The organism is Paludibacillus litoralis (assembly GCF_037646705.1).
Taxonomy (GTDB): domain Bacteria; phylum Pseudomonadota; class Alphaproteobacteria; order Rhodobacterales; family Rhodobacteraceae; genus Pikeienuella; species Pikeienuella litoralis.
The window spans coordinates 698,063-721,126 of record NZ_JBBHER010000002.1; the positions used below are offsets into that span (position 1 = coordinate 698,063).

At 66.5% G+C, this 23,064-nt stretch carries 20 protein-coding genes; 11 read left to right on the plus strand and 9 right to left on the minus strand.

The window, feature by feature from the left end; translation table 11 throughout:
- The first annotated feature begins 390 nt into the window (after window positions 1-390).
- From infB to WG921_RS04330, 7 genes are all read left to right on the plus strand, one after another.
- Complete coding sequence (gene infB / locus WG921_RS04300; protein ID WP_413788555.1) at window positions 391-2,877, plus strand: translation initiation factor IF-2; 2,487 nt, start codon at window positions 391-393, stop codon at window positions 2,875-2,877.
- A 70-nt stretch (window positions 2,878-2,947) separates the two neighbouring features.
- Window positions 2,948-3,361 carry a 30S ribosome-binding factor RbfA gene (gene rbfA / locus WG921_RS04305; protein ID WP_340107969.1) on the plus strand — a complete coding sequence of 138 codons (414 nt, stop codon included), beginning with the start codon at window positions 2,948-2,950 and terminating at the stop codon, window positions 3,359-3,361.
- Window positions 3,362-3,479: 118 nt separating this feature from the next.
- Complete coding sequence (truB, locus tag WG921_RS04310; protein WP_340107970.1) at window positions 3,480-4,379, plus strand: tRNA pseudouridine(55) synthase TruB; 900 nt, start codon at window positions 3,480-3,482, stop codon at window positions 4,377-4,379.
- 165 nt (window positions 4,380-4,544) lie between these two features.
- Window positions 4,545-4,814, plus strand: coding sequence for a 30S ribosomal protein S15 (gene rpsO / locus WG921_RS04315; RefSeq protein ID WP_340107971.1), 270 nt, complete (start codon window positions 4,545-4,547; stop codon window positions 4,812-4,814).
- Between the two features lie 229 nt (window positions 4,815-5,043).
- Window positions 5,044-7,161 carry a polyribonucleotide nucleotidyltransferase gene (pnp, locus tag WG921_RS04320; RefSeq protein WP_340107972.1) on the plus strand — a complete coding sequence of 706 codons (2,118 nt, stop codon included), beginning with the start codon at window positions 5,044-5,046 and terminating at the stop codon, window positions 7,159-7,161.
- A 139-nt stretch (window positions 7,162-7,300) separates the two neighbouring features.
- Window positions 7,301-8,065, plus strand: a complete 765-nt coding sequence (locus WG921_RS04325) for an SDR family oxidoreductase (RefSeq protein WP_340108010.1) — start codon at window positions 7,301-7,303, stop codon at window positions 8,063-8,065.
- Between the two features lie 72 nt (window positions 8,066-8,137).
- Window positions 8,138-9,076: a DMT family transporter gene (locus tag WG921_RS04330; protein ID WP_340107973.1), complete on the plus strand. Its 939-nt coding sequence runs from the start codon at window positions 8,138-8,140 to the stop codon at window positions 9,074-9,076.
- Here WG921_RS04330 and WG921_RS04335 read toward each other — a convergent pair.
- The 9 genes from WG921_RS04335 to WG921_RS04375 form a co-directional block, all read right to left on the minus strand.
- Entirely contained in the window at window positions 9,045-9,824 is a 780-nt protein-coding gene (locus WG921_RS04335; RefSeq protein WP_340107974.1) for a succinate dehydrogenase iron-sulfur subunit, read from the minus strand. The genes WG921_RS04330 and WG921_RS04335 overlap by 32 nt on opposite strands.
- A gap of 135 nt (window positions 9,825-9,959) precedes the next feature.
- Window positions 9,960-11,771 carry a succinate dehydrogenase flavoprotein subunit gene (gene sdhA, locus WG921_RS04340; protein ID WP_340107975.1) on the minus strand — a complete coding sequence of 604 codons (1,812 nt, stop codon included), beginning with the start codon at window positions 11,769-11,771 and terminating at the stop codon, window positions 9,960-9,962.
- Window positions 11,772-11,823: 52 nt separating this feature from the next.
- Complete coding sequence (gene sdhD / locus WG921_RS04345; protein WP_340107976.1) at window positions 11,824-12,201, minus strand: succinate dehydrogenase, hydrophobic membrane anchor protein; 378 nt, start codon at window positions 12,199-12,201, stop codon at window positions 11,824-11,826.
- 7 nt (window positions 12,202-12,208) lie between these two features.
- Complete coding sequence (sdhC, locus tag WG921_RS04350; protein ID WP_340107977.1) at window positions 12,209-12,595, minus strand: succinate dehydrogenase, cytochrome b556 subunit; 387 nt, start codon at window positions 12,593-12,595, stop codon at window positions 12,209-12,211.
- A 163-nt stretch (window positions 12,596-12,758) separates the two neighbouring features.
- Window positions 12,759-13,811, minus strand: coding sequence for a MaoC family dehydratase (locus tag WG921_RS04355; protein ID WP_340107978.1), 1,053 nt, complete (start codon window positions 13,809-13,811; stop codon window positions 12,759-12,761).
- A 58-nt stretch (window positions 13,812-13,869) separates the two neighbouring features.
- The gene (locus WG921_RS04360; RefSeq protein WP_340107979.1) at window positions 13,870-14,073 is read right to left on the minus strand and encodes a DUF1737 domain-containing protein; all 204 of its coding nucleotides are present in this window, start codon (window positions 14,071-14,073) and stop codon (window positions 13,870-13,872) included.
- 4 nt (window positions 14,074-14,077) lie between these two features.
- Entirely contained in the window at window positions 14,078-14,644 is a 567-nt protein-coding gene (locus tag WG921_RS04365; RefSeq protein WP_340107980.1) for an NnrU family protein, read from the minus strand.
- 36 nt (window positions 14,645-14,680) lie between these two features.
- Window positions 14,681-15,598 (minus strand): HpcH/HpaI aldolase/citrate lyase family protein, encoded by a 918-nt coding sequence (locus WG921_RS04370; RefSeq protein WP_340107981.1) that lies wholly within the window; start codon window positions 15,596-15,598, stop codon window positions 14,681-14,683.
- A 52-nt stretch (window positions 15,599-15,650) separates the two neighbouring features.
- Window positions 15,651-16,175 carry a cytochrome P460 family protein gene (locus tag WG921_RS04375; protein WP_340107982.1) on the minus strand — a complete coding sequence of 175 codons (525 nt, stop codon included), beginning with the start codon at window positions 16,173-16,175 and terminating at the stop codon, window positions 15,651-15,653.
- 194 nt (window positions 16,176-16,369) lie between these two features.
- Between WG921_RS04375 and mdh the strand changes: the two genes are divergently transcribed.
- The 4 genes from mdh (at window position 16,370) to WG921_RS04395 (ending at window position 23,052) form a co-directional block, all read left to right on the plus strand.
- On the plus strand, window positions 16,370-17,332 hold the full coding sequence (gene mdh / locus WG921_RS04380) for a malate dehydrogenase (RefSeq protein WP_340107983.1): 963 nt from the start codon (window positions 16,370-16,372) through the stop codon (window positions 17,330-17,332).
- 320 nt (window positions 17,333-17,652) lie between these two features.
- Complete coding sequence (gene sucC / locus WG921_RS04385; RefSeq protein ID WP_340107984.1) at window positions 17,653-18,846, plus strand: ADP-forming succinate--CoA ligase subunit beta; 1,194 nt, start codon at window positions 17,653-17,655, stop codon at window positions 18,844-18,846.
- Between the two features lie 337 nt (window positions 18,847-19,183).
- Window positions 19,184-20,059: a succinate--CoA ligase subunit alpha gene (gene sucD, locus WG921_RS04390; RefSeq protein ID WP_340107985.1), complete on the plus strand. Its 876-nt coding sequence runs from the start codon at window positions 19,184-19,186 to the stop codon at window positions 20,057-20,059.
- A 35-nt stretch (window positions 20,060-20,094) separates the two neighbouring features.
- On the plus strand, window positions 20,095-23,052 hold the full coding sequence (locus WG921_RS04395) for a 2-oxoglutarate dehydrogenase E1 component (protein ID WP_340107986.1): 2,958 nt from the start codon (window positions 20,095-20,097) through the stop codon (window positions 23,050-23,052).
- Window positions 23,053-23,064: the final 12 nt, after the last annotated feature.

A 23,064-nucleotide genomic window follows, 5' to 3' on the forward strand; every position in this document is an offset into this window, starting at 1 on the left:
AGCGGCGGCGTAACGCCGCTCGTCCCGAAACCGGCGGCCCCGAAACCTGCGCCAGCGGCCCCGCCGCCGGCGGCGGCGACCCCTAAGGCGCCGGAGCCGGCGCCGAAGAGCGCGCCGTCCGCGCCGGCCGCCGCGCCGAAGCCGGCGGCGACCGTCGCTCCGAAGCCCGCCCCCGCCGCTCCCGCGGCGGCGCCGGCGAAGCCGCCCGCCGCGCCTGAACCGGCGGCGACGGAAGAGGCGAAGTCTTCGCCAACGCCAACGCCAACGCCGGCGCCCGCGCCGAAGCCGGCGCCGGCGCCGGCGGCGAGCGAGGCCAAGCCCGCTGAGAAACCCGCCGAAGCCAAGCCTGCGGAGACGAAACCGGAGACGCCGCCAGCGGCGGCCGCCCCGGTGAAGCCGAAGGCGGCCAAGCCTGCGGTTGAAGAGCCCCGCCCGGCGAAACCCGCGGCGAAGCCCGCCGCGCGGCCGGCGCCGAAGGCGGAGAGGGCGCCGGTCGGCGCTCCTCGTCGCGGCGCGGATCCGAAACGCGCCGGCGTCCGTGGGCGCGGCGAGAAACCGGCGATGCTGAAGACGCTGTCCAAGGAAGAGTACGAGCGCCGGATCAAGGCGCTGCAGGCCGCCAAGGCGGACGAAGGCGCGCGCCGTGAGCGCGAGGCTGAAGAGGCGCGTCGGCGCGAGGAAGAGCGGGAAGCTCGCCGCGCCGAGCTGGAGGAGGCGCGCCGCCGCGAGGAAGAGGAAGCGATTCGCCGCGAGCGTGAGGAAGCCGAGCGGCTTGAGCGCCAGAAGGCGGAAGAGGCGGCCAAGGCGCGCGCCGCGGCTGCGGCCGCGCGCACGGAATCGAGCAGCGCGCCGGACCCGTCCGGACCGCCGCCCGAAGACGATCGCGGCGGCAGGCGGCGCGCGACTCCGGGCGCGCCCGGAGGCGACGCGAAACGCCAGCAGCCCACCCCCGCCCGCACGCCCCGCGTCGGCGGCGATCGGCGCCGGTCCGGCAAGCTCACGATCGCGCAGGCGACCGGCGACAACGAACAGGGCCGTCAGCGCAGCCTGGCGGCGATGCGTCGCCGGCAGGAGCGCGGCAAGCGCAAGAGCGGCGGCGGCGGCGAACGTGAAAAGGTGGTCCGCGATGTGACGATCCCGGACATCATCACGGTGCAGGAACTCGCCAACCGCATGGCGGAGCGGGTCGCGGACGTGATCAAGGCGCTGATGGCGAACGGCGTGATGGCGACGCAAAACCAGTCGATCGACGCGGACACGGCCGAGTTGATCGTCAGCGAGTTCGGCCACAAGGTGATCCGTGTTTCGGAATCCGACGTGGAGACGGCGATCACCAGCGATGATGACGATGAAGACGCCCTGCAGCCGCGCGCCCCTGTGGTGACGGTGATGGGCCATGTCGATCACGGCAAGACGTCCGTGCTCGACGCGCTGCGCAAGACCAACGTGGCCACCGGCGAAGCCGGCGGAATCACCCAGCATATCGGCGCCTATCAGATCACGACGGAGGGTGGGCAGAAGATCACCTTCCTCGATACGCCGGGTCACGCCGCCTTCACCTCGATGCGCGCCCGGGGCGCGCATGTCACCGATATCGTGGTGCTGGTCGTGGCGGCGGATGACGCGGTGATGCCGCAGACGGTGGAGGCGATCAACCACGCCAAGGCGGCCAACGCGCCGATCATCGTGGCGATCAACAAGATCGACCTTCCCGCGGCGGATCCGCAGAAGGTCCGGACCGACCTCCTTCGGCACAACGTCATCGTGGAGGAGATGTCGGGCGACGTTCTCGATGTCGAGGTGTCCGCGCTGAAGGGAACCGGGCTCGACAAGCTGGTCGAGACCATCGTGCTTCAGGCGGAACTTCTGGATCTGAAGGCGAACCCGGATCGCGCCGCCGAAGGCGCGGTGATCGAAGCGCAGCTCGATGTCGGGCGCGGCCCGGTGGCGACGGTGCTGGTGCAGCGGGGCACGCTCCGCCGCGGCGATATCTTCGTCGTCGGCGAACAATGGGGCAAGGTGCGCGCGCTGATCGACAGCAATGGCCACCGCGTGAAGGAAGCCGGCCCCTCGGTCCCGGTCGAGGTTCTCGGCCTCAACGGCACGCCGCAGGCGGGCGACGTTCTGAACGTCGTCTCGGGAGAGACCGAGGCGCGGGAGATCGCGGATTACCGCCAGCGCAAGGCGCGCGAGCTCCAGGGCAATATCGGCTCCGGCGTGACGCTGGACCAGCTTCTGGCGCAGGCCAAGGCGGGCGAGGCGATGTCCGAGCTGCCGATCGTCGTCAAGGCCGACGTGCAGGGGTCGGCCGAGGCGATCGCCCAGGCGATGGACAAACTCGGCAACGAAGAGGTCCGGGTGCGGGTGCTGCATTCCGGCGTCGGCGCGATCACCGAATCCGACGTCACGCTGGCCGAGGCTTCGGGCGCGCCGATCATCGGCTTCAACGTGCGGGCCAACGCGCAGGCGCGGAGCGCGGCGCAACAGAAGGGCGTCGAAATCCGCTACTACTCGATCATCTACAACCTTGTGGATGACATAAAGGCCGCGGCTTCGGGGCTTCTCTCGGACGAGGTGCGGGAGACCTTCATCGGCTACGCGACGATCAAGGAGGTGTTCAAGATCACCGGCACGGGCAAGGTCGCGGGCTGTATCGTCACCGAAGGCGTCGCGCGGCGTTCCGCCGGCGTGCGCCTGCTGCGCGACGATGTGGTGATCCACACCGGCAAGCTGAAGACCCTCAAGCGCTTCAAGGATGAAGTGAAAGAGGTGCAGGTGAGCCAGGAGTGCGGCATGGCCTTCGAGAATTACGAGGACATCCGGGAAGGCGATGTGATCGAGATTTTCGAGACGGAGACGATCGAGCGCACGCTCTGATCTCTGACGACGGTGCATGTATGAGAGAGAGCGGGCGAGGCCCGCTCTCTCGCGTTCGGGAGGGCTCGGTATGGCGAAACAGAGACGAGACGGCGCGACCGGACCCTCGCAACGTCAGCTCAGGGTCGGCGAGGTCGTGCGCCGCGCGCTTTCGGACGCGCTGATCCGGGGCGAGACCCACGAGCCGGAGCTGGACGGCGCGTCGATCACGGTGACCGAAGTGCGGCTTTCGCCGGATCTGAAGATCGCGACCGCGTATGTGATGCCGCTCGGCGGCGCGAACGGGCAGGCGACGGTGAAGGCGCTGGCGCGCGCGAAGGGCGAGTTGAGGCGGATTGTCGGCAGGGAGACGCAGCTCAAGTTCACGCCGGATCTCCGGTTCCGGCTCGATGACGTCTTTGACCATTTCGATGAAACCCGCCGGCTTCTGAATGACCCGCGCGTGCGTCGCGACCTGGACGCCGGAGACGAGCGGGAGGACTGATCCTCCATCCGGCGCGGCGGCGCGAAGCGCCATGGCGGCTTCTTGTCCTGATCGGGCGTATCTGGAATAGGACGCCCCCGGCCTCATGCCGGGTTTTCTTTCCGAACGGAGGGCCGATATGGCGCGGCGGAAGCGCGGACAGGCGATCGATGGCTGGCTGATCGTGGACAAGCCCGAAGGCGTGACCTCGACGCAGGTCGTCGGTCGGGCGCGCTGGGCGTTCGATGCGCAGAAAGCTGGGCACGCCGGCACGCTCGATCCGTTGGCGACGGGGCTGCTCGCCGTCGCGCTCGGCGAGGCGACCAAGACGGTTCCCTATGCGCAGGAAGGATTGAAGACCTACCGTTTCACGCTCCGCTGGGGCGAGGCGACGACGACCGACGACCGCGAGGGCGAGGTCTTCGCGCGCTCGGCCCACAGACCCGGGGTCGACGATATCCTCGCGGTCCTGCCCGAATTCATCGGCGACGTGATGCAGACTCCGCCGATGTTCTCCGCGATCAAGGTCTCCGGGGCGCGCGCCTATGATCTGGCGCGACGAGGCGAAGACGTCGCGCTGGCGGCGCGCCCGATTTTTATCGAGACGCTCTCTCTCGTCGACGCGCCGGACGCCGACCATGCGGTTTTCGAGATGGTGTGCGGCAAGGGCGGCTATGTCCGCGCGGTGGCGCGCGATCTTGGCGAGGCGCTCGGAACCCGCGCCCATGTGACCGCGCTTCGGCGCGTTGCGTCCGGCGGGTTTTCTCTGGCGGACGCGGTCGGGCTCGAGGCGCTCGAAGGGTTTCGCGGCGACCCGGCCGCATCGGCGCGCCTTCTTCCGGTCTCGGCGGGGCTCGCGGGCGCGCCTTGCGTGGAGGTCGGCCCCGAGGCGGCGGCGCGGCTCTCCGCCGGCGATGGAAGCGCCGCTCCGCTCCTCGATGCTCCGGTTTACTGGGCGGCGGCCGCCGGCGTTCCGGTCGCCATCCTCGGGTGCGAGGGGGGGGAGACGAAAATCCGCCGGGTCTTTCGCTTCTCCTGACCCTCGGCGCCGGCGCGGAACGGCCCCTCTTTCAATTTCCGCCGAAAGGCGCCATAAGCCGCGCTTCTGAAGCCGACCGCTTCGACCTCGCTGGACGACATCCCGGTGACGGCCGGGCGGATCGGGAAAACCGCCCGCAAGGGCCATTCTCTCAAGGAGACCCCGATGTCGATTACACCGGAGCGGAAAGCCGCGCTCGTCAAGGAATATGCAATCAAGGAAGGCGACACCGGCTCGCCCGAGGTGCAGGTCGCGATTCTCACGCATCGGATCGCCGCGCTGACGGAGCATTTCCGGACCAACAAGAAAGACAACCACAGCCGCCGCGGCCTGCTCAAGATGGTCAGCCGGCGCAGGAAGTTGCTGGATTACGCCCGATCGAAAGACGAGGAGCGGTATCTCAGTCTGATCAAGAAGCTCGGAATTCGCCGCTGAAGGCGGAAGGTTGAAGCGCGCCGCTGCGGCGCGCTTTTCCATTTTTCCGGCAGAGATTTCGGCGCGGCGCGCCCCGCCGCGGCGGGGCGCGCAATGTCAGGGAATAGTCACGAGCGCGCTGTCTTCGGCCCCCGGCGCCGCGCATCATCATTTCAGGGAGCCATGGCCCATATGAGGCCGCAACGCGGAACGCGCCCAAGGGGGCGCCGACCGTCCGAAAGGGATACGCATGTTCGATATCACGAAAAAATCCATCGAGTGGGGCGGCGAGACGCTGACGCTGGAGACGGGCAAGATCGCTCGCCAGGCGGATGGCGCGGTGGTCGCCACCCTGGGCGAGACCTCGGTCCTCGCCGCGGTGGTCTTTGAAAAGAAGCCCAAGCCCGGCTTGGATTTCTTTCCCCTGACCGTTCATTATCAGGAAAAATACTACGCTGCGGGCAAGATCCCCGGCGGCTTCTTCAAGCGCGAGGCGCGCCCGACGGAGAAGGAGACGCTGACCTCCCGCCTGATCGACCGGCCGATTCGGCCGCTTTTCGTGCCGGGCTTCAAGCATGAGACGCAGGTGATCTGCACCGTGCTTTCCCATGATCTGGAGAATGACCCGGACGTGGTGGCGATGATCGCCGCCTCCGCGGCGCTGACGATCTCCGGCGCGCCGTTCCGCGGCCCGATCGGCTGTGTGCGCGTCGGCTTCAACGCCGATGGCGAATACATGCAGAACCCGAAGCAGGACGAGACGAAGGATAGCCGGCTGAACATGGTTCTCGCCGGCACCAAGAGCGCGGTGATGATGGTCGAATCGGAGGCCAGCGAGCTTTCCGAAGAGGAGATGCTCGGCGCCGTCACCTTCGGGCACAAGGCGATGCAGCCGGTGATCGACATGATCATCTCCCTCGCCGAGGAGTGCGCCAAGGAGCCCTATGACTTCGTTCCGGCCGACAATTCGGCGCTCTACGCGAAGGTGAAGGATCTTGGCGAGGCGGCGATGCGCGCCGCCTTCGCGATCACCGACAAGCAGGAACGGCAGGCCGCCGTCGCCGCCGCGCGCGAGACGATCAAGGCCGGGCTCTCCGAGGAGGAGGCCGAGATCGCGGCCAAGGGGCTCTTCAAGGATCTCGAGGCCGAAGTGGTTCGCGGCGACATCATCAAGACCGGCAAGCGGATCGACGGGCGCGACCTCGTCACCGTGCGTCCGATCGTCTCCGAGGTCGGCATTCTCAACCGCACGCATGGCTCGGCGCTTTTCACCCGCGGCGAGACGCAGGCGCTGGTCGTGACCACGCTCGGCACCGGCGACGATGAGCAGATGATCGACGCGCTGGAAGGCATGTATCGCAGCAACTTCATGCTGCACTACAACTTCCCGCCGTATTCGGTCGGCGAAGCGGGGCGGATGATGGGCCCGGGCCGCCGCGAGATCGGGCATGGCAAGCTCGCCTGGCGCGCGCTCCAGGCGGTTCTGCCGCCGGCGACGGAGTTCCCCTACACGATCCGCATCGTCTCGGAGATCACCGAGTCGAACGGCTCGTCCTCGATGGCCAGCGTCTGCGGCGCGTCGCTCTCGATGATGGACGCGGGCGTCCCGTTGAAGGCGCCGGTCGCGGGCGTCGCGATGGGGCTGATCCTGCAGGATGACGGCCAGTTCGCGGTGCTGACGGATATTCTTGGCGACGAGGACCATCTCGGCGACATGGACTTCAAGGTCGCGGGCACCGAATCCGGCGTCACCTCGCTGCAGATGGACATCAAGGTCGCAGGGATCACCGAGGAGATCATGCGCGTCGCGCTCGCTCAGGCGAAATCGGGCCGCAAGCATATTCTCGGCGAGATGAGCAAGGCGCTGTCGGCCGGGCGGTCGGAGTTCTCCGCGCATGCGCCGCGGATCGAGACGATGCAGATCAATCCGGACAAGATCCGGGAAGTGATCGGCTCGGGCGGCAAGGTGATCCGCTCCATCGTCGAGGAATCGGGCGCCAAGGTCGATATCAACGACGAGGGCATCATCAAGATCGCCTCCGCCGATGCGGCGTGCATCGACAAGGCGCGCGAGCTGATCAACTCGATCGTCGCGGAGCCCGAGGAGGGCCGGATCTATCGCGGCAAGGTCGTGAAGATCATGGATTTCGGCGCCTTCGTGAACTTCTTCGGCAAGCGGGACGGGCTCGTCCATGTCAGCCAGATGACCTACGAGCGCGGCTCCAACCCGAAGGAGCTGGTCAAGGAAGGTCAGGAGGTCTGGGTCAAGCTGATGGGCTTCGATGATCGCGGCAAGGTGCGCCTCTCGATGAAGGTCGTCGATCAGACGACCGGCGAAGAGATCAAGCGCGAGCAGCACGCCGACTGATCGGCGCGCGCGCCTCTGAAAAGATCAGCGAAGGCCCCGGCGACGGGGCCTTCGTCGTTTTCGGGCGCCGCCCGGCTTGAGGGGCGGGCCGCGCCGGGGCAGGGTGCGGGAATGAAAAGAAGGAGATCGGACCTTGGCTATGCTCGAAGGCAAGACCGCATGGATCACCGGCGGCGGTAGCGGGATCGGCGAAGCCGCCGCCAGGGCGCTGGCGGCGGCGGGCGCGCATGTCGTCGTCTCGGGGCGGCGCGCGGACGCGCTCGGCCGCGTCGTCGACGAGATCGCCGCCGCGGGGGGCGCGGCGGAGGCGGCCCCGCTCGATGTCGTGGACGCCGACGCGGCGCAGGCCGTGGTCGAGGCGATCGCCTCGGCGCGGGGCGGGGTGGATATCCTCGTCGCCAACGCCGGCCGGAACATACCGAACCGCGCCCTCGCCGCCGTCAGCGCGCGGGATTTCGCGCAGGTCGTCGACCTCAACCTGAACGGCGTGATGAATTGCGTTCTCGCGGTGCTGCCGGGAATGCGCGCCGCCGGGGGCGGCACGTTGATCCTGACCTCGTCCTGGGCCGGCCGGCACATCTCGCGGCTGACCGGGCCGGCGTACACCGCGTCGAAACATGCGGTCGTCGCTCTCTCTCACGCCATCAATATCGAGGAATGCGCGCACGGAATCAGATGCACCGCGCTGATGCCGGGCGAAGTGGCGACGCCGATCATGCGCGACCGTCCGACGCCGCCGAGCGAGGCGGACATGGCGCGGATGCTGCAAGCGGAGGATCTCGGCGCGACGGTCCGGTTTATCGCGGAGGCGCCGGCGCATGTCTGTTTCAACGAGGTGATGATCAGCCCGACCTGGAACCGGTTCTTCGTCGGCTTCGACGAGGCGTCCGACGTGGAGACCTGATCCGCAAAAGCGGATACCTGATCTGCAAAAAACGCCGTTGCCCATACTGGAGGAACGCTGCATAGGCGGCGCATGGCTGCTTTGGAAAACAATAATATTCGCGGCGTCGTCTTCATGCTGGCGACGACCGTCATCTTCGCGCTTCAGGACGGCCTTTCCAAGGCGCTGGCGGCGGAGCATTCGCCGATCTTCATCACCATGTGGCGTTATTGGGCCTTCGGCGGGGTCTGTCTGATCCTGCTCTGGCGGACAGGGTTCCGGAACGGGATGAGAAGCGGGCAGCCGGCGCTGCAGATCTTTCGCGGGGTGACGCTGGCGCTCGAGATCTGCATCGCGATCCTGGCGTTCGACATTCTCGGGCTGGCCCGGAGCCATGCGATCTTCGCCTTCGGGCCGCTGCTGGTCGTCGCGCTTTCAGGGCCTCTGCTCGGAGAAAAGATCGGCTGGCGCCGTTGGACCGCGATCGGAACCGGATTTCTCGGCATGTTGCTGATAATCCGGCCAGGCTCGGAGGCGATCAGCTACGAGATGGGCGTCGCGCTCGTGGGGATGGTGATGTTCGCGCTCTACGGCATCGCGACGCGCCGCGTCGCGCGGACGGATGCGGCGATCACGAGCTTCTATTACACTGGCGTTTGCGGCGCTGTGGTGGTGACGCTGATCGGCCCATGGTTCTGGTCGTCGATGACGCCGATCGAGATCCTGATGATGGCGGCGCTCTGCTGCACGGGGATGATCGGTCATTACCTGCTGATCCGCGCGTTTGAAGCGGCCGAGGCCTCCGCGATCCAGCCTTTCGCGTATTTTCAGACCGTGTTCTCGTCGTTTATCGGCGTGACCGTCTTCAGTGAGGTCATCTCTCCCTGGACCATCGCCGGCGGCGCCATCGTCATCGGCGCGGGCGTGTTCGCCTTCTGGCGTGAGCATGTGCGGGCGAAGCAGCGCGCGGCGCGCGCTGCTGAAGACGACGCCCGCCAGCTCAGAGTTGCCGTTCGATCATCATCCTCTTGATCTCGCCGATCGCCTTGGCGGGATTCAGCCCCTTCGGGCAGGTCTTGGTGCAGTTCATGATCGTGTGGCAACGGTAGAGGCGGAACGGATCCTCGAGGAAGTCGAGCCGTTCCGGGGTCGCTTCGTCGCGGCTGTCGCTCAGCCAGCGATAGGCGTGAAGCAGCGCCGCCGGGCCGAGATAACGGTCACCCTGCCACCAGTAGCTCGGGCAGGCCGTCGAGCAGCAGGCGCACATCACGCATTCATAGAGCCCGTCCAGCTTCTTCCGGTCCTCGATCGACTGGCGCCATTCCTTTTCCGGGCGGTTCGTCTTCGTCTCCAGCCAGGGCTGGATCGCGGCGTGCTGCGCGTAGAAATGCGTGAGGTCGGGGATGAGATCCTTCACCACCTCCAGATGCGGCAGCGGATAGATCTTCACGTCGCCCTTGACCTCGTCGAGGCCGTAGATGCAGGCGAGGGTGTTGATCCCGTCGATATTCATCGCGCAGGACCCGCAGATCCCTTCCCGGCAGGAGCGGCGGAAGGAGAGGGTGGGATCGATCTCGCTCTTGATCTTGATCAGCGCGTCCAGAATCATCGGCCCGCAGGTGTCCATATCGACGAAATACGTGTCGATCCGCGGGAGGTCTCCGGATTCCTCGTTCCAGCGATAGATGCGGAATGTCCGGATATTGGTCGCGCCTTCCGGCTTCGGCCAGGTCTTGCCTTTGGTGATTTTCGAGTTTTTCGGTAGCGTGAACTCGGCCATGTCGTCCCGAACCTTTCAATGCGTTCGCGTCTGCCGGGGGCTATTCGTCCACGGCCTCGGCGTCTTCTCTTCCTCGCGCCGCGGCCTCATCGGCGAACGGCGCGGGCCTTGTCGTTCCGCCCGGCTTGGCCGGGCCTAGTATACGCGCACCTTCGGCACGATCCTTTTCAGGTCAATGCCGCCTTCCGCCTCAGGGGTGAGCGGATCCACATGAACCGGGCGGTAGCTGAGGTTCACGTTTCCGGTCTCCGTGTCGACCGTGGCGAGCGTGTGCTTGCGCCAGTTCTCGTCGTCCCGGTCGGGGAAATCCTCGCGCGCGTGGGCGCCGCGGCTCTCCTTGCGCGCTTCGGCGCCGTAGATGGTCGCCATCGCGTTCGCCACGAGATTGGTTAGCTCCAGCGTCTCCATCAGGTCCGTGTTCCAGACCGTCGTCTGGTCGGTGACGTGCAGATCCTTGATCTCGCCATAGATCTCGCTCATCGCGGCGCAGCCTTCCTTCAAGGTCTCCTCGGTGCGGAAGACGGCGGCGTCCCGCTGCATGGCGCGTTGCATCTTGCCCCGGAGGTCGGCGGTTGGAACCGCGCCCTTCGCGTGGCGGATCCCGTCGAAACGATCCATCGCCTTTTCCACGGACGCCGTGTTGAGCGGGCGGTTCGGCTCGTTCGGATCCACGATCTCGCCGGCGCGGATCGCGGCGGCGCGGCCGAAGACCACGAGGTCGATCAGCGAGTTGGAGCCGAGTCGATTGGCGCCGTGGACCGAGGCGCAGCCCGCCTCGCCGACCGCCATGAGCCCGGGCTGGATCCGGTCGGGATCGTCCGCGGTCGGGTTCAGAACCTCGCCGTGATAGTTCGTCGGGATGCCGCCCATGTTGTAATGCGCCGTCGGCAGAACCGGAATCGGCTCCTTGTTGACGTCCACCCCGGCGAAGATCCGCGCGCTCTCGGAAATGCCGGGAAGGCGCTCATGCAGCGTCTCGGGCGGCAGGTGGTTGAGATAGAGATGAAGATGGTCCTTGTTCGGGCCGACGCCCCGCCCTTCGCGAATTTCTATCGTCATGCAGCGGGAGACGACATCGCGGCTCGCGAGGTCCTTGGCGGAGGGCGCGTAGCGCTCCATGAACCGCTCGCCTTCCGAGTTGACCAGATAGCCGCCTTCGCCGCGCGCGCCCTCGGTGATGAGGCACCCGGCGCCGTAGATGCCGGTGGGGTGGAACTGCACGAACTCCATGTCCTGGAGGGGGAGTCCCTGCCGCGCGGCCATGCCGCCGCCGTCGCCGGTGCAGGTGTGCGCGCTGGTGGCGGAGAAATAAGTGCGCCCGTAGCCGCCCGTCGCCAGCACCACCATCTTCGCGTTGAAGCGGTGGAACGTTCCGTCGTCCAGCTTCCAGGCGACGACGCCCTGGCAGACGCCGTCCTCGGTCATGATCAGGTCGATCGCGAAATATTCGATGTAGAATTCCGCGTTGTTCTTCAGGCTCTGGCCATACAGCGTGTGAAGGATGGCGTGGCCGGTCCGGTCGGCGGCGGCGCAGGTGCGCTGCACCGGCGGCCCGTCGCCGAATTCGGTCATGTGGCCGCCGAAGGGGCGCTGGTAGATCCGCCCGTCCTCGGTGCGCGAGAAGGGCACGCCGTAATGCTCGAGCTCGTAGACCGCCTTCGGCGCGTGACGCACGAGATACTCCATGGCGTCGGTGTCGCCCAGCCAGTCGGAGCCCTTGATCGTGTCGTACATGTGCCACTGCCAATGGTCCGGCCCCATGTTCGACAGCGAGGCGGCGATGCCGCCCTGCGCCGCGACGGTGTGCGAGCGTGTCGGGAAGACCTTGGTGACGCAGGCGGTTTTCAGCCCCTGTTCGGCCATGCCGAGCGTCGCCCGAAGCCCGGCGCCGCCGGCGCCGACGACGACGACGTCATATTCGTGATCGATGAATTCGTAAGCGGCCATGGTCCAGATCCCTCAATTCACCCGCCGGCCCGCATGCGGGCCCGGCGGATCGTCAGCCTGCGAAAGCGATTTTCGCGACAGCGAAAAGCCCGGCGAAGCCGAGAAACATGCACAGAAGCGTATTCGCGATGAGCACGGCGTTGCGCTGCCAGCCATGCATGTAATCCTCGGCCACGACCTGCACGCCGAGCCGGAGATGCGTGGTGGCGACGATGATGAAAAGCCCCGCGATGATCGCGTGATAAGGCTGGGAGTAGAGCGCGATCATCGCGTCGTGTCCGCGGCCGAGCGCGCCGACGAACGGAAAGACGAACAGCAGCCCCAGCGGGATGAGCGCGACGGCGGTTATGCGCTGCGTCCACCAATGCCCGGTCCCGTCCTTGGCGGAGCCGAGGCCGGTGGCGCGCTTGCGGTCTGTCAGATAGCTCATGGCGCCCTCACATCGCGACGAAAAGAATGATCAGGGTCAGCACGCCGGCGCCGATCAGAGCGATGACGCCGGTGACGGCCATCTCGCGCAGTTCGAAGCCGTTGCCGATATCCCACCAGAGATGCCTGATCCCGTTCATCAGATGGTAGGAGAATGTGGCGGCGGAGGCGACCATGATCAGAATGCCGAGCCAGCTCGTCAGAAAGCCTTCCGCGCAGGCGAAATAGTCGGGTCCCGCCGCGGCGGCGAGAAACCACCAGACGATCAGCGTGACCGTGAGCGCCATGAAGCAGCCCGTCGCGCGGTGAAAGATGGACATGACCGAAGAGATCTGGGGTCGATATATCGTAAGATGCGGTGAAAGTGGGCGTTTGCCCCCGGTTGTGCTCGCCATGTCGGCTCCCCCTAGATTCCGCCGCGGCTCGCGCGCCGGGCCCCGCCAGAGATGTGGCTGCCCGGACATTACGAGACAATCGCGGCCAGCGCAAAGGCGGCATCCCGGTTTTTTGATCAATTTGATCAAACAGGGCGCGCCGCCGGTGATCCTTGTTCCCGGCTTACGTCGGGCAGAACGTCCAGTAGTCCAGATTCAGCAGAACTCCGGGCGCGTAGGCCCCGTCTTCGGTCCGCAGCGTCATGTCCGGATCCCGCCCCTTGACGGCGACGAGGCGGAGGCGAAGCGCGCCGACGCCGGGCGCGTCGATCTCTGCTTTTTCAAGCACTTCCGACCATGCGTAGATGGTGTCGCCCGCGTGCGCGGGGGCGGCGTGGGCGCCGGCGTTGATCGCCGCGATCGGCTGCGCGTTGGCCAGGCCGTTGAACGAGAGCGCGCGCGCGAGGCTGATGATATGGCCGCCATAGATCAGCCGCGGCGCGCCGTCGCGGGCCTCGGCGTTGAAGTGCACTTTCGCCGTGTTCTGCCAGAGCCGAGTCGCCATCATGTGCTCGGCCTCCTCCAGCGTCGCGCCGTCGACATGATCGATCTTCTCGCCGACGGCGTAGTCGCGCCAGCGATGCGGCTCGCCGGCCGCCCTGAAATCGTAGCGGGTGAAATCCAGCCCCGGCGGAACGATCAGATCGGCCGGCGCCACGGCCTCCGCCAGTTTCGGAATCACCGTCGCGGGCGCGTCGGCCTCGAGCCGGTTCTTTCTCACCATCACCCAGCGCGCCCAGTCGATCACGATCTCGTCGCGTTGATTCCGCGCGGTCGAGCGGACCCAGACGACGCCGGTCTTCCCGTTGGAGTTCTGCTTCAGCCCGATCACCTCCGAGCGCGCGGAGATGGTGTCGCCGGGGCGCACGGGCCGGTGAAACCGGCATTCCGCGTAGCCGAGATTCGCGACGGCGTTCAGCGAGATGTCCGGCACGGTCTTGCCGAAGGCGATGTGAAAGCCGATCAGCTCCTCGACCGGCGCGGGCGCGAGGCCGGCGGCGGCGGCGAACGCGGCCGAGGACGACAGCGCGAAGCGCGTGGGATAGAGCGCGCCGTAGAGCGCCCGATCCCCTTCGGTCACGGTGCGCGGCGTCGCGTGGTCGATGACCTGCCCGACGCGGAAATCTTCGAAGAAGTTTCCGGGATTGGTCTTGTTCGCCGGGTTGGTCCTGCTCACCGCGCGCCTCTTTGTTGCGGGCGCGAACTTACTCCCCACGCCGCCGGACGCAAGCCGTTCAGAGCGCGCCGAGCTTCTTTTCCGGATCGTAGGCGCCGTCCACCTCCTTCACCACGGCCTGACCGCAGCGCATGACGCCGCGCGCGGCGTCGAAGCCGTAGACGGGCGGGCCCTGCAGCGACCAGCCGGCGGCCAGCGCGGCGGTCACCTTGTGGCAGAACGCGGATGTGTCGTCTTCGGTCAGCAAGCGGTAGGCGAGCATGGTTTCACACCGGGAAAGGATTGACGCCGAGCAGCCATCCATGCGTGAAGACAATGACGCTGTAAATGGCGACCGTGATGAAGATCAGCTTGATCTCGGCCCCGAGCCCGCCCGCTTCCGGCGGCGTCCAGGCGCCGTCGCGCCGGTTGATCATCCACATCATCCCCGCCGCCCAGAGGCCCATGCCGCCGAAGAGGAGAATCGAGGCCTGGTCGCCATTGGCCAGAAGATGCGCCGCGGACCAGACAAGGACTCCGGTGAGCATCGGGTGCCGCAGCTTCGTCGCGAGCCGGCCCTTCATCCCGCCGACGCCGACAAGATAGACCGCGAAGAGCATCAGGAGGTTGTTGACATGAACGCCCCAGATGGGCGGCTGGTAGACGGGAGTGAAGTCCGCGCTGCGATATCCCCAGACCATCAGCGCGAGCGAAAGCGCGACGACGGCCGAGAACGCGCCGCGGTAGGGGCGCCGCCCGGCCATGGCGATCGCCTTCGCGCGGGCCTCGGGCGCCGCCGAGGGCAGGAAATGGGCGGCGGACCAAAGCGCGACGCCGCAAGCCAGGATCACCATGCGTCACTCCCGTTGAAAACATAAGGACTCACGGCGTCAGCCGGACTGGCTTTCCAGATTCCGGATCGCCTCGGCCTCCGCGAGCAGGCGTTTCGCAGTCTCCACATGCAGGTTCTCGACGATGCGGCCGTTGACGACGGCGACGCCTCCGCCCTCGGCCACGACCGCTTCATGGGCCGCAAGCTGCGCCTCCGCTTCGGCCAGCGCCTCCGCCGACGGGCCGAAGATCTCGTTGGCGATGGCGATCTGGCCCGGATGGATCAGCGTCTTGCCATCGAACCCCAGCGCGCGGCCGTCTTCGCATTCGGCGCGCAGGAGCGCGTCGTCGCGAAAGGCGTTGCAGACCCCGTCGAGCGCGACGAGCCCCTCCGCCCGCGCCGCGAGCAGGCAAAGCCCGAGCGAGACCGCGACCGGCGCGCGGCCGGGCGCGTGGCTGGCGCGCAGCTCCTTCACGAGGTCGTTCGTTCCCATCACGAATCCGGCGAGGCGCGGATGCGCCCCGGCGATCGCGGCGGCGTTCAGCACGCCCTTCGGCGTCTCCATCATCGCCCAGATCGCGGTGCGGGCCGGGGCCGCGCCCATTCCGGCGGCGACGGCCTCGATCATCTCCGGGCTCTCGACCTTCGGGATCAGGATCGCATCCGGCCCCGCTTTCGCCGCCGCCGCGAGGTCGGCCGCGCCCCATGGCGTGTCCAGCCCGTTGATCCGGACGATCAGCTCCCGCGCGCCGTAGCCGCCCGCGGCCAGCGCCTCGACCACGAGCGCGCGCGCGTTCTCCTTCTCGTCCGGCGTCACCGCGTCCTCGAGATCGAGGATCAGCGCATCCGCCGGCAGCGTGCGCGCTTTTTCTAGCGCCCGGGCGCGGCTGCCCGGCATGTAGAGGACGGAGCGGCGGGGGCGTGGCGTGGCGGGCAAGGCGGTCTCCCTAACGGCGTCTGGCGAGGCGCACCGCATAGACGGAAACGGCGCGGCGCGCAATTTCCGCCGGCCGCGCCGGCGGCCCCGCTCAGTTTGCGCCGGCCATCAGGTCGTAGGTGTAAAGGAATTCGCTGTCGGCGAGCGGCTGATGGCATTCGCGGCAGGCGGTGGTGTCCTTGCCGAGATTCTCCCCCGTGGGGCTGAACACCTCGAACTCCCAGCCGCCGACTTTCAGATCGTCCGGATATTGCTCCGCCCATTCGGCCCTGCGCTCCATGGTCACGATCGCGGCGAGCTTTTCGGGGATGCGCCGCCCGATCAGGCTCTCGGCGACCTCGCCATCCTCATCGAGCTTCGCCTTGTAAAGCTCCGCGACGATGACCGTCCCATCCGGTATGGGCTCGCCCGCCCGCGCGGCGGCGCGCGTCTTCGCGTCGGCGTAGACCGCGATCACCTGATCCTCGTTCAGCATCCGGTCGGCGATCAGATATTTTTCGAATGTGGTCTGATAATTTTCCGGCAGGGTGAGCACGCGGTCCTCCGCGACCGCGTTGACCGCCAGCGCGCCGAAGAGGACGGACGCGGCGGCGGCGGCGAGAATGGATGTGCGCATGAGGCGGTCTCCTTCGTCGAACGGCGGTATGTCTCCGGCGATCATAGCAGATGCGGCGCGCGCTGACGCGGGATACTTCGCAACAGCCGCGCGCCCGCGCCCTCCGCTCCGGAGACTCGCCGCTCTTGCGAGCGTGGCGGGCAAGGAGTATCCCCCCTCGCGACCTTAGAAACGAGCTACGAAAGGCGCTTCCTATGTCACGACCCAAGATCGCGTTGATCGGCGCCGGTCAGATCGGCGGCACGCTCGCCCATCTCGCCGGGCTGAAGGAGCTGGGCGACGTCGTCCTGTTCGACATCGCCGACGGCACACCGCAAGGAAAGGCCCTCGACCTGGCCGAATCCAGCCCGATCGGAAAGTTCGACGCCGCGTTTTCGGGCACAACGGATTACGCCGACCTCGCCGGCGCCGACGTGTGCATCGTCACCGCCGGCGTGCCGCGCAAGCCCGGCATGAGCCGCGACGACCTGCTCGGCATCAATCTGAAGGTGATGAAGGCGGTCGGCGAAGGCATCGCCGAGCATGCGCCGGACGCCTTCGTCATCTGCATCACCAACCCGCTCGACGCCATGGTCTGGGCGCTCCGGGAGTTCTCGGGCCTGCCGCGGAACAAGGTCTGCGGCATGGCGGGGGTGCTCGACAGCGCGCGGTTCCGGTATTTCCTCGCCGAGGAGTTCGGCGTTTCGGTGCGGGATGTGAACGCGTTCGTTCTGGGCGGCCATGGCGATTCGATGGTGCCGCTCCCGCGCTATTCGACCGTCGGCGGGATTCCGCTGCCCGACCTGGTGAAGATGGAGTGGACGACGCAGGATCGGATCGACACGATCGTCCAGCGCACCCGCGACGGCGGCGCCGAGATCGTCGGCCTGCTGAAGACCGGCTCCGCGTTCTACGCGCCGGCGGCGTCCGCGATCGAGATGGCCGAAGCCTATCTCAAGGACCAGAAGCGCGTTCTGCCGTGCGCCGCGTATGTCGAGGGCGCATATGGGCTGGACGGGTTCTATGTCGGCGTTCCGACCGTGATCGGCGCGGGCGGCGTCGAGAAGGTGATCGAGATCAAGCTCAACAAGGACGAGCAGACGATGTTCGACAACTCCGTCGATGCGGTGAAAGGGCTTGTCGCCGCGTGCAAGGAGATCGACGGCTCGCTGGCGTAAGACGCGCCTGGCGGGCCCCGGACCTGAACGGATGAGGACGGGCCGACCGCTCCCGGAGGCGATTCCGCCACTGGGCGCGGCCGGCCCGTCCTGTCTCGAGTCGCGGCGATGGGCGGGCCGCCCGGCCGGCTCAGACCCGAAACTTTTGAATGAAAACCATCTCGCAGCCCACCCTTTTGGGTGGTTAAGAGGCGGCGCCGCCCATATGCGTTGCAGAATCCGGCGCTGAGGACTATTCGCAACCGAGCGTCAGGCGCCGCGCGCGCCTCGACATAAACCTGGCCCCGCGGGGTCGATGATCTGACGACGGACCGAACCCCATGAACATCCATGAATATCAGGCAAAGCATCTTCTGAAGGAATACGGCGCGCCGGTTTCCGACGGTCGCGTCGTGACGCGCGCGGAAGAGGCGAAGTCGCAGGCCGGCGCGCTGGATGGGCCGATATGGGTGGTCAAGGCGCAGATCCACGCGGGCGGCCGCGGCAAGGGCAAGTTCAAGGAGGCCTCGGCGGGCGAGGGTGGCGGCGTCCGGCTGGCGCGCTCCGTGGGGGAGGCGGCGGACGAGGCCGAGAAGATGCTCGGCCGGACGCTCGTCACCCACCAGACCGGCCCGGCGGGGAAAGAGGTGAACCGCGTCTATATCGAGGACGGCTCGGATATCGCCCGCGAACTTTATCTGGCTCTGCTGGTCGACCGGGAGACCTCGCGCGTCTCCTTCATCGTCTCGACCGAAGGCGGCATGGATATCGAGAAGGTGGCGGCGGAGACGCCGGAGAAGATCCTGACCTTTTCCGTCGATCCGGCGTCCGGGGTGCAGCCGTTTCATGGCCGCCGCGTCGCGTTCGCCCTCGGGCTCCAGGGCAAGGCGGTGAAGCAGTGCGTGAACCTGATCGGCCAGCTCTATCGGCTCTTCACGGACAAGGACTGCTCGCTTCTGGAGATCAATCCGCTGATCGTGAACAAGGCGGGCGATATTCACTGCCTCGACGCGAAGATGAATTTCGATTCCAACGCGCTGTTCCGGCGCCCCGAGATTCTGGCGCTCCGCGACGAGTCGGAGGAGAACCCGAAGGAGCTTCAGGCCTCCAGGTTCGACCTGAACTATATCGCGCTCGACGGCGAGATCGGCTGCATGGTCAACGGCGCCGGGCTCGCGATGGCGACGATGGACATCATCAAGCTCTGCGGTTCGGAGCCGGCCAATTTCCTCGATGTGGGCGGCGGCGCGACCAAGGACAAGGTGACCGAAGCCTTCAAGATCATTACGTCCGATCCGCAGGTTAAGGGCATTCTCGTTAACATCTTCGGTGGCATCATGCGCTGCGACGTGATCGCGGAGGGCGTGGTCGCCGCGGTGAAGGAGGTCGGGCTGAAAGTGCCGCTGGTGGTGCGGCTCGAGGGAACGAATGTGGATCTCGGCAAGGAGATCATCGCCAATTCGGGGCTGAACGTGCTCTCGGGCGACGACCTTGGCGATGCGGCGGAAAAGATCGTGAAGGCGGTGCGGGGGTAAGCGTGCCTCTGCGCGCCGGATTTCCGATTGCCGCACTGTCGGCCGTTTGCGCGTCTGACGAATCAGGAGCGGGGAACTGGTCGGAATTTCGCGTATGGTCAGAACGGCGTTTGAATGATCCGGGCGCCCCGGCGGCGCCGATCCGGGCGCCGCGGCCCCATGAGCGAACGATGCGATCGAGCCTGAAAATCAAATGCTGTGACCGCGCCTCCGATATATGTTGGTCGGGAAGGGGCGCGGAGTGTTTTGGGGGGGCTGGCCGCGATGAAACATGAGACTAAAGTCGCACTTTCCGGCGGCCGAAAATGCGTCTCGGTAAGAAACAGAAGGAACTGAAATGTCCGTACTTGTCGACGAAAACACCAAGGTCCTCTGTCAGGGCCTGACAGGCTCCCAGGGCACGTTCCATACCGAGCAGGCGATCGCCTACGGCACCAAGATGGTCGGCGGGGTGACGCCCGGGAAGGGCGGCTCGACCCATATCGGCCTGCCGGTGTTCGACACGATGGCGGACGCCCGCGCCCAGACCGGCGCGACGGCGAGCGCGATCTACGTTCCGCCCCCGTTCGCGGCGGATGCGATCCTCGAAGCGATCGACGCGGAGATGGAGCTGATCGTCTGCATCACCGAAGGCATCCCGGTGTTGGACATGATGAAGGTGAAGCGGACGCTTCAGGGGTCGAAATCGATCCTGATCGGCCCGAACTGCCCCGGCGTCATCACGCCGGACGCCTGCAAGATCGGCATCATGCCGGGCCATATCCACCGGCGCGGGCGCGTCGGCATCGTGTCGCGCTCAGGCACGCTGACCTATGAGGCGGTCGGGCAGACCACGGCCGCGGGGCTTGGCCAGTCGACCTGCATCGGGATCGGCGGCGACCCGATCAAGGGATTCGAATTTGTCGATGCGCTGGAATTGCTGATGGCGGACGACGAGACCGAGAGCATCATCATGATCGGCGAGATCGGCGGCTCGGCCGAAGAGGACGCCGCCGAATTCATCCGGACCAGCAAGGTGAAGAAGCCGATCGCCGGCTTCATCGCCGGGCGCACGGCGCCGGCGGGCCGGCGCATGGGCCATGCCGGCGCCATCATTTCAGGCGGCAAGGGCGGCGCCGAGGACAAGATCGAGGCGATGAGATCCGCTGGAATCACTGTCGCCGAAAGTCCGGCGAAACTTGGCGAGGCGGTGCTGAAGGCGATGGGACGATAACCGGAGTTTTCGGCCAAATCGGGTGAGGACGGATCATGAGCGAGCAGAGCGCTAACAAGTTATTCCAGAACTCGTCGTTCCTGCAGGGGCACAATGCGGCCTATATGGAGCAGCTCCACGCGCGTTATGCGAAGGACCCGAAGGCGGTGGACGACGCATGGGCGACGTTTTTCCGTTCGCTCGGCGACGAGCCCGGCCTTGTCGAAGCCGAGGCGCGCGGCCCATCCTGGGCCCGGGCCGACTGGCCGCCGACGCCGTCGGGCGATCTGATCGCGGCGCTGGACGGGCGGTGGCCGACCGAGCCGACGGCGGATGTGATCGGCGCGAAGCTGACCGCCAAGGCGCATGAAGGCGGCGTGACCCTCGATGAGGGACGCCTTCATCAGATGGTGCTGGACAGTCTTCGCGCGCTGATGCTGATCCGGGCCTACCGGATCCGCGGGCATCTCGCCGCGGATCTCGATCCGTTGAAGCTGGCGCCGCCGGTGCGGCATCCCGAACTCGATCCGGCGAGCTACGGCTTCAGCCCGGCCGACATGGACCGGCCGATTTTCATCGACAACGTGCTCGGGCTCGAGACCGCGTCGATCCGGGAGATCGTGGCCATCGTCCAGCGCACCTATTGCGGCACGTTCGCGCTGCAATACATGCATATTTCCGACGGCGAGCAGGCCGGTTGGCTGAAGGAGCGGATCGAAGGCTACGGCAATGAGATCGCCTTCACCAAGAAGGGCCGACGCGCGATCCTGCAAAAGCTGGTGGAGGCGGAGGGGTTCGAGAAATTCCTCGGCGTGAAATATCTTGGCACCAAGCGGTTCGGCCTCGACGGCGGCGAGTCCCTGATCCCGGCGATGGAGCAGATCATCAAGCGCGGCGGCGCGCTCGGCGTGAAGGACGTCATCATCGGCATGCCGCATCGCGGCCGTCTTTCGGTGCTCGCCAATGTGATGGGCAAGCCCTTCCGCGCCATCTTCAACGAATTTCAGGGCGGCAGCTCCAAACCGAACGAGGTGGAGGGCTCCGGCGACGTCAAGTATCACCTCGGCGCCTCCTCCGACCGGGAATTCGACGGCAATCTCGTGCATCTCAGCCTCACGGCCAATCCGAGCCATCTGGAGGCGGTGAACCCGGTCGTGCTCGGCAAGGCGCGGGCGAAGCAGGCCCAACTCGGCGATCACGACCGGACGATGGTCCTGCCGGTTCTGCTTCATGGCGACGCGGCCTTCGCGGGGCAGGGCGTGGTGGCCGAATGTTTCGGCCTCTCCGGGCTGAAGGGGCACCGGACCGGCGGCACGCTTCATATCGTGGTCAACAACCAGATCGGCTTCACCACGGCGCCGCACAACTCCCGCTCTTCGCCTTACCCGACGGATATCGCGCTGATGGTCGAGGCGCCGATCTTCCATGTGAACGGGGACGATCCCGAGGCCGTCGTGCACGCGGCCCGCGTCGCGACGGAGTTCCGCCAGAAGTTCCACAAGGACGTCGTGCTCGACATCTTCTGCTATCGCCGCTTCGGTCACAACGAGGGCGATGAGCCGATGTTCACCCAGCCGGGGATGTATCGGGAGATCAAGAAGCACAAGACGACGCTTCAGCTGTATTCCGAAACGCTCGTCGCCGACGGTCTGATCGACGAAGGCGTGGTCGATGAGATGAAGGCGGAGTTTCAGGCGAAACTGAACGAGGAGTTCGAGGCCGGCAAGGTCTACCGGCCGAACAAGGCGGACTGGCTTGACGGGCGCTGGCGGCATCTTGGCGTCGGCAACGAAGAGTACCAGCGCGGCGTCACCGGGGCTCCGATCGACATGCTGAAGGAGGTGGGCGCCGCGCTCTCGCGGATCCCCGACGGCTTCTCCGCGCACAAGACCGTGGTCCGGCTGATGAACGCGAAGCGCGAGATGATCGAGCGCGGCGACGGCATCGACTGGGCCACCGCCGAGGCGCTGGCCTTCGGCACGCTTCAACTGGAGGGCTTCCCGGTCCGTCTCTCCGGGCAGGATTGCTCGCGGGGCACGTTCTCGCAGCGCCACGCCGTCCTGGTCGATCAGAAGACCGAGGAGCGCTATTACCCGCTGAAGCATATCCGGGAGGGGCAAGCCGATTTCGACGTGATCGACTCGATGCTGTCGGAATACGCGGTCCTTGGCTTCGAATATGGCTACACGCTGGCCGAACCGAACGGCCTGACCCTGTGGGAGGCGCAGTTCGGGGATTTCGCGAACGGCGCGCAAATCATGATCGACCAGTTCATCTGCCCGGGGGAGCGGAAATGGCTCCGCATGTCCGGGCTGGTGATGCTCCTGCCGCATGGCTACGAGGGGCAGGGGCCCGAACATTCCTCCGCCCGGATCGAACGGTTCCTGCAACTTTCCGCCGAGGACAACTGGATCGTCGCGAACTGCACGACGCCGTCCAACTATTTCCATATCCTGCGGCGACAGCTTCATCGGAGCTTTCGCAAACCGCTGATCCTGTTCACGCCGAAAAGCCTGCTGCGGCACAAGCATTGCGTCTCCAAACTGGAGGAGATGGGGCCGGATTCGAGCTTCCATCGCGTGCTCTGGGACGATGCGGAGATGGCCGGCCAAGTGTCGCAGATGAAGTTGAAGAAGGACGACAAGATCAAGCGCGTCGTTCTCTGTTCCGGCAAGGTCTATTTCGATCTTCTCGCCGCCAGAGACGCGCAGGGGCTGGACGATGTCTATCTGCTCCGCCTCGAGCAGCTCTACCCCTTCCCGGCGATGAGCATGACGAAGGAGCTTTCCCGCTTCAAGAAAGCGGAGATGATCTGGTGTCAGGAAGAGCCGAAGAATCAGGGGGCGTGGGGCTTCGTCGAGCCGAACATCGAATGGGTTCTGGAGCGGATCGACGCCAAGCATACGCGCCCGCGCTATGTCGGCCGCCACGCCGCCGCGTCGCCCGCCACCGGGCTCGCGGCTCAGCATAAGCATGAACAGGAAACGCTCGTCGCCGATGCGTTGACGGGTTGAGAAAGGGGTTCC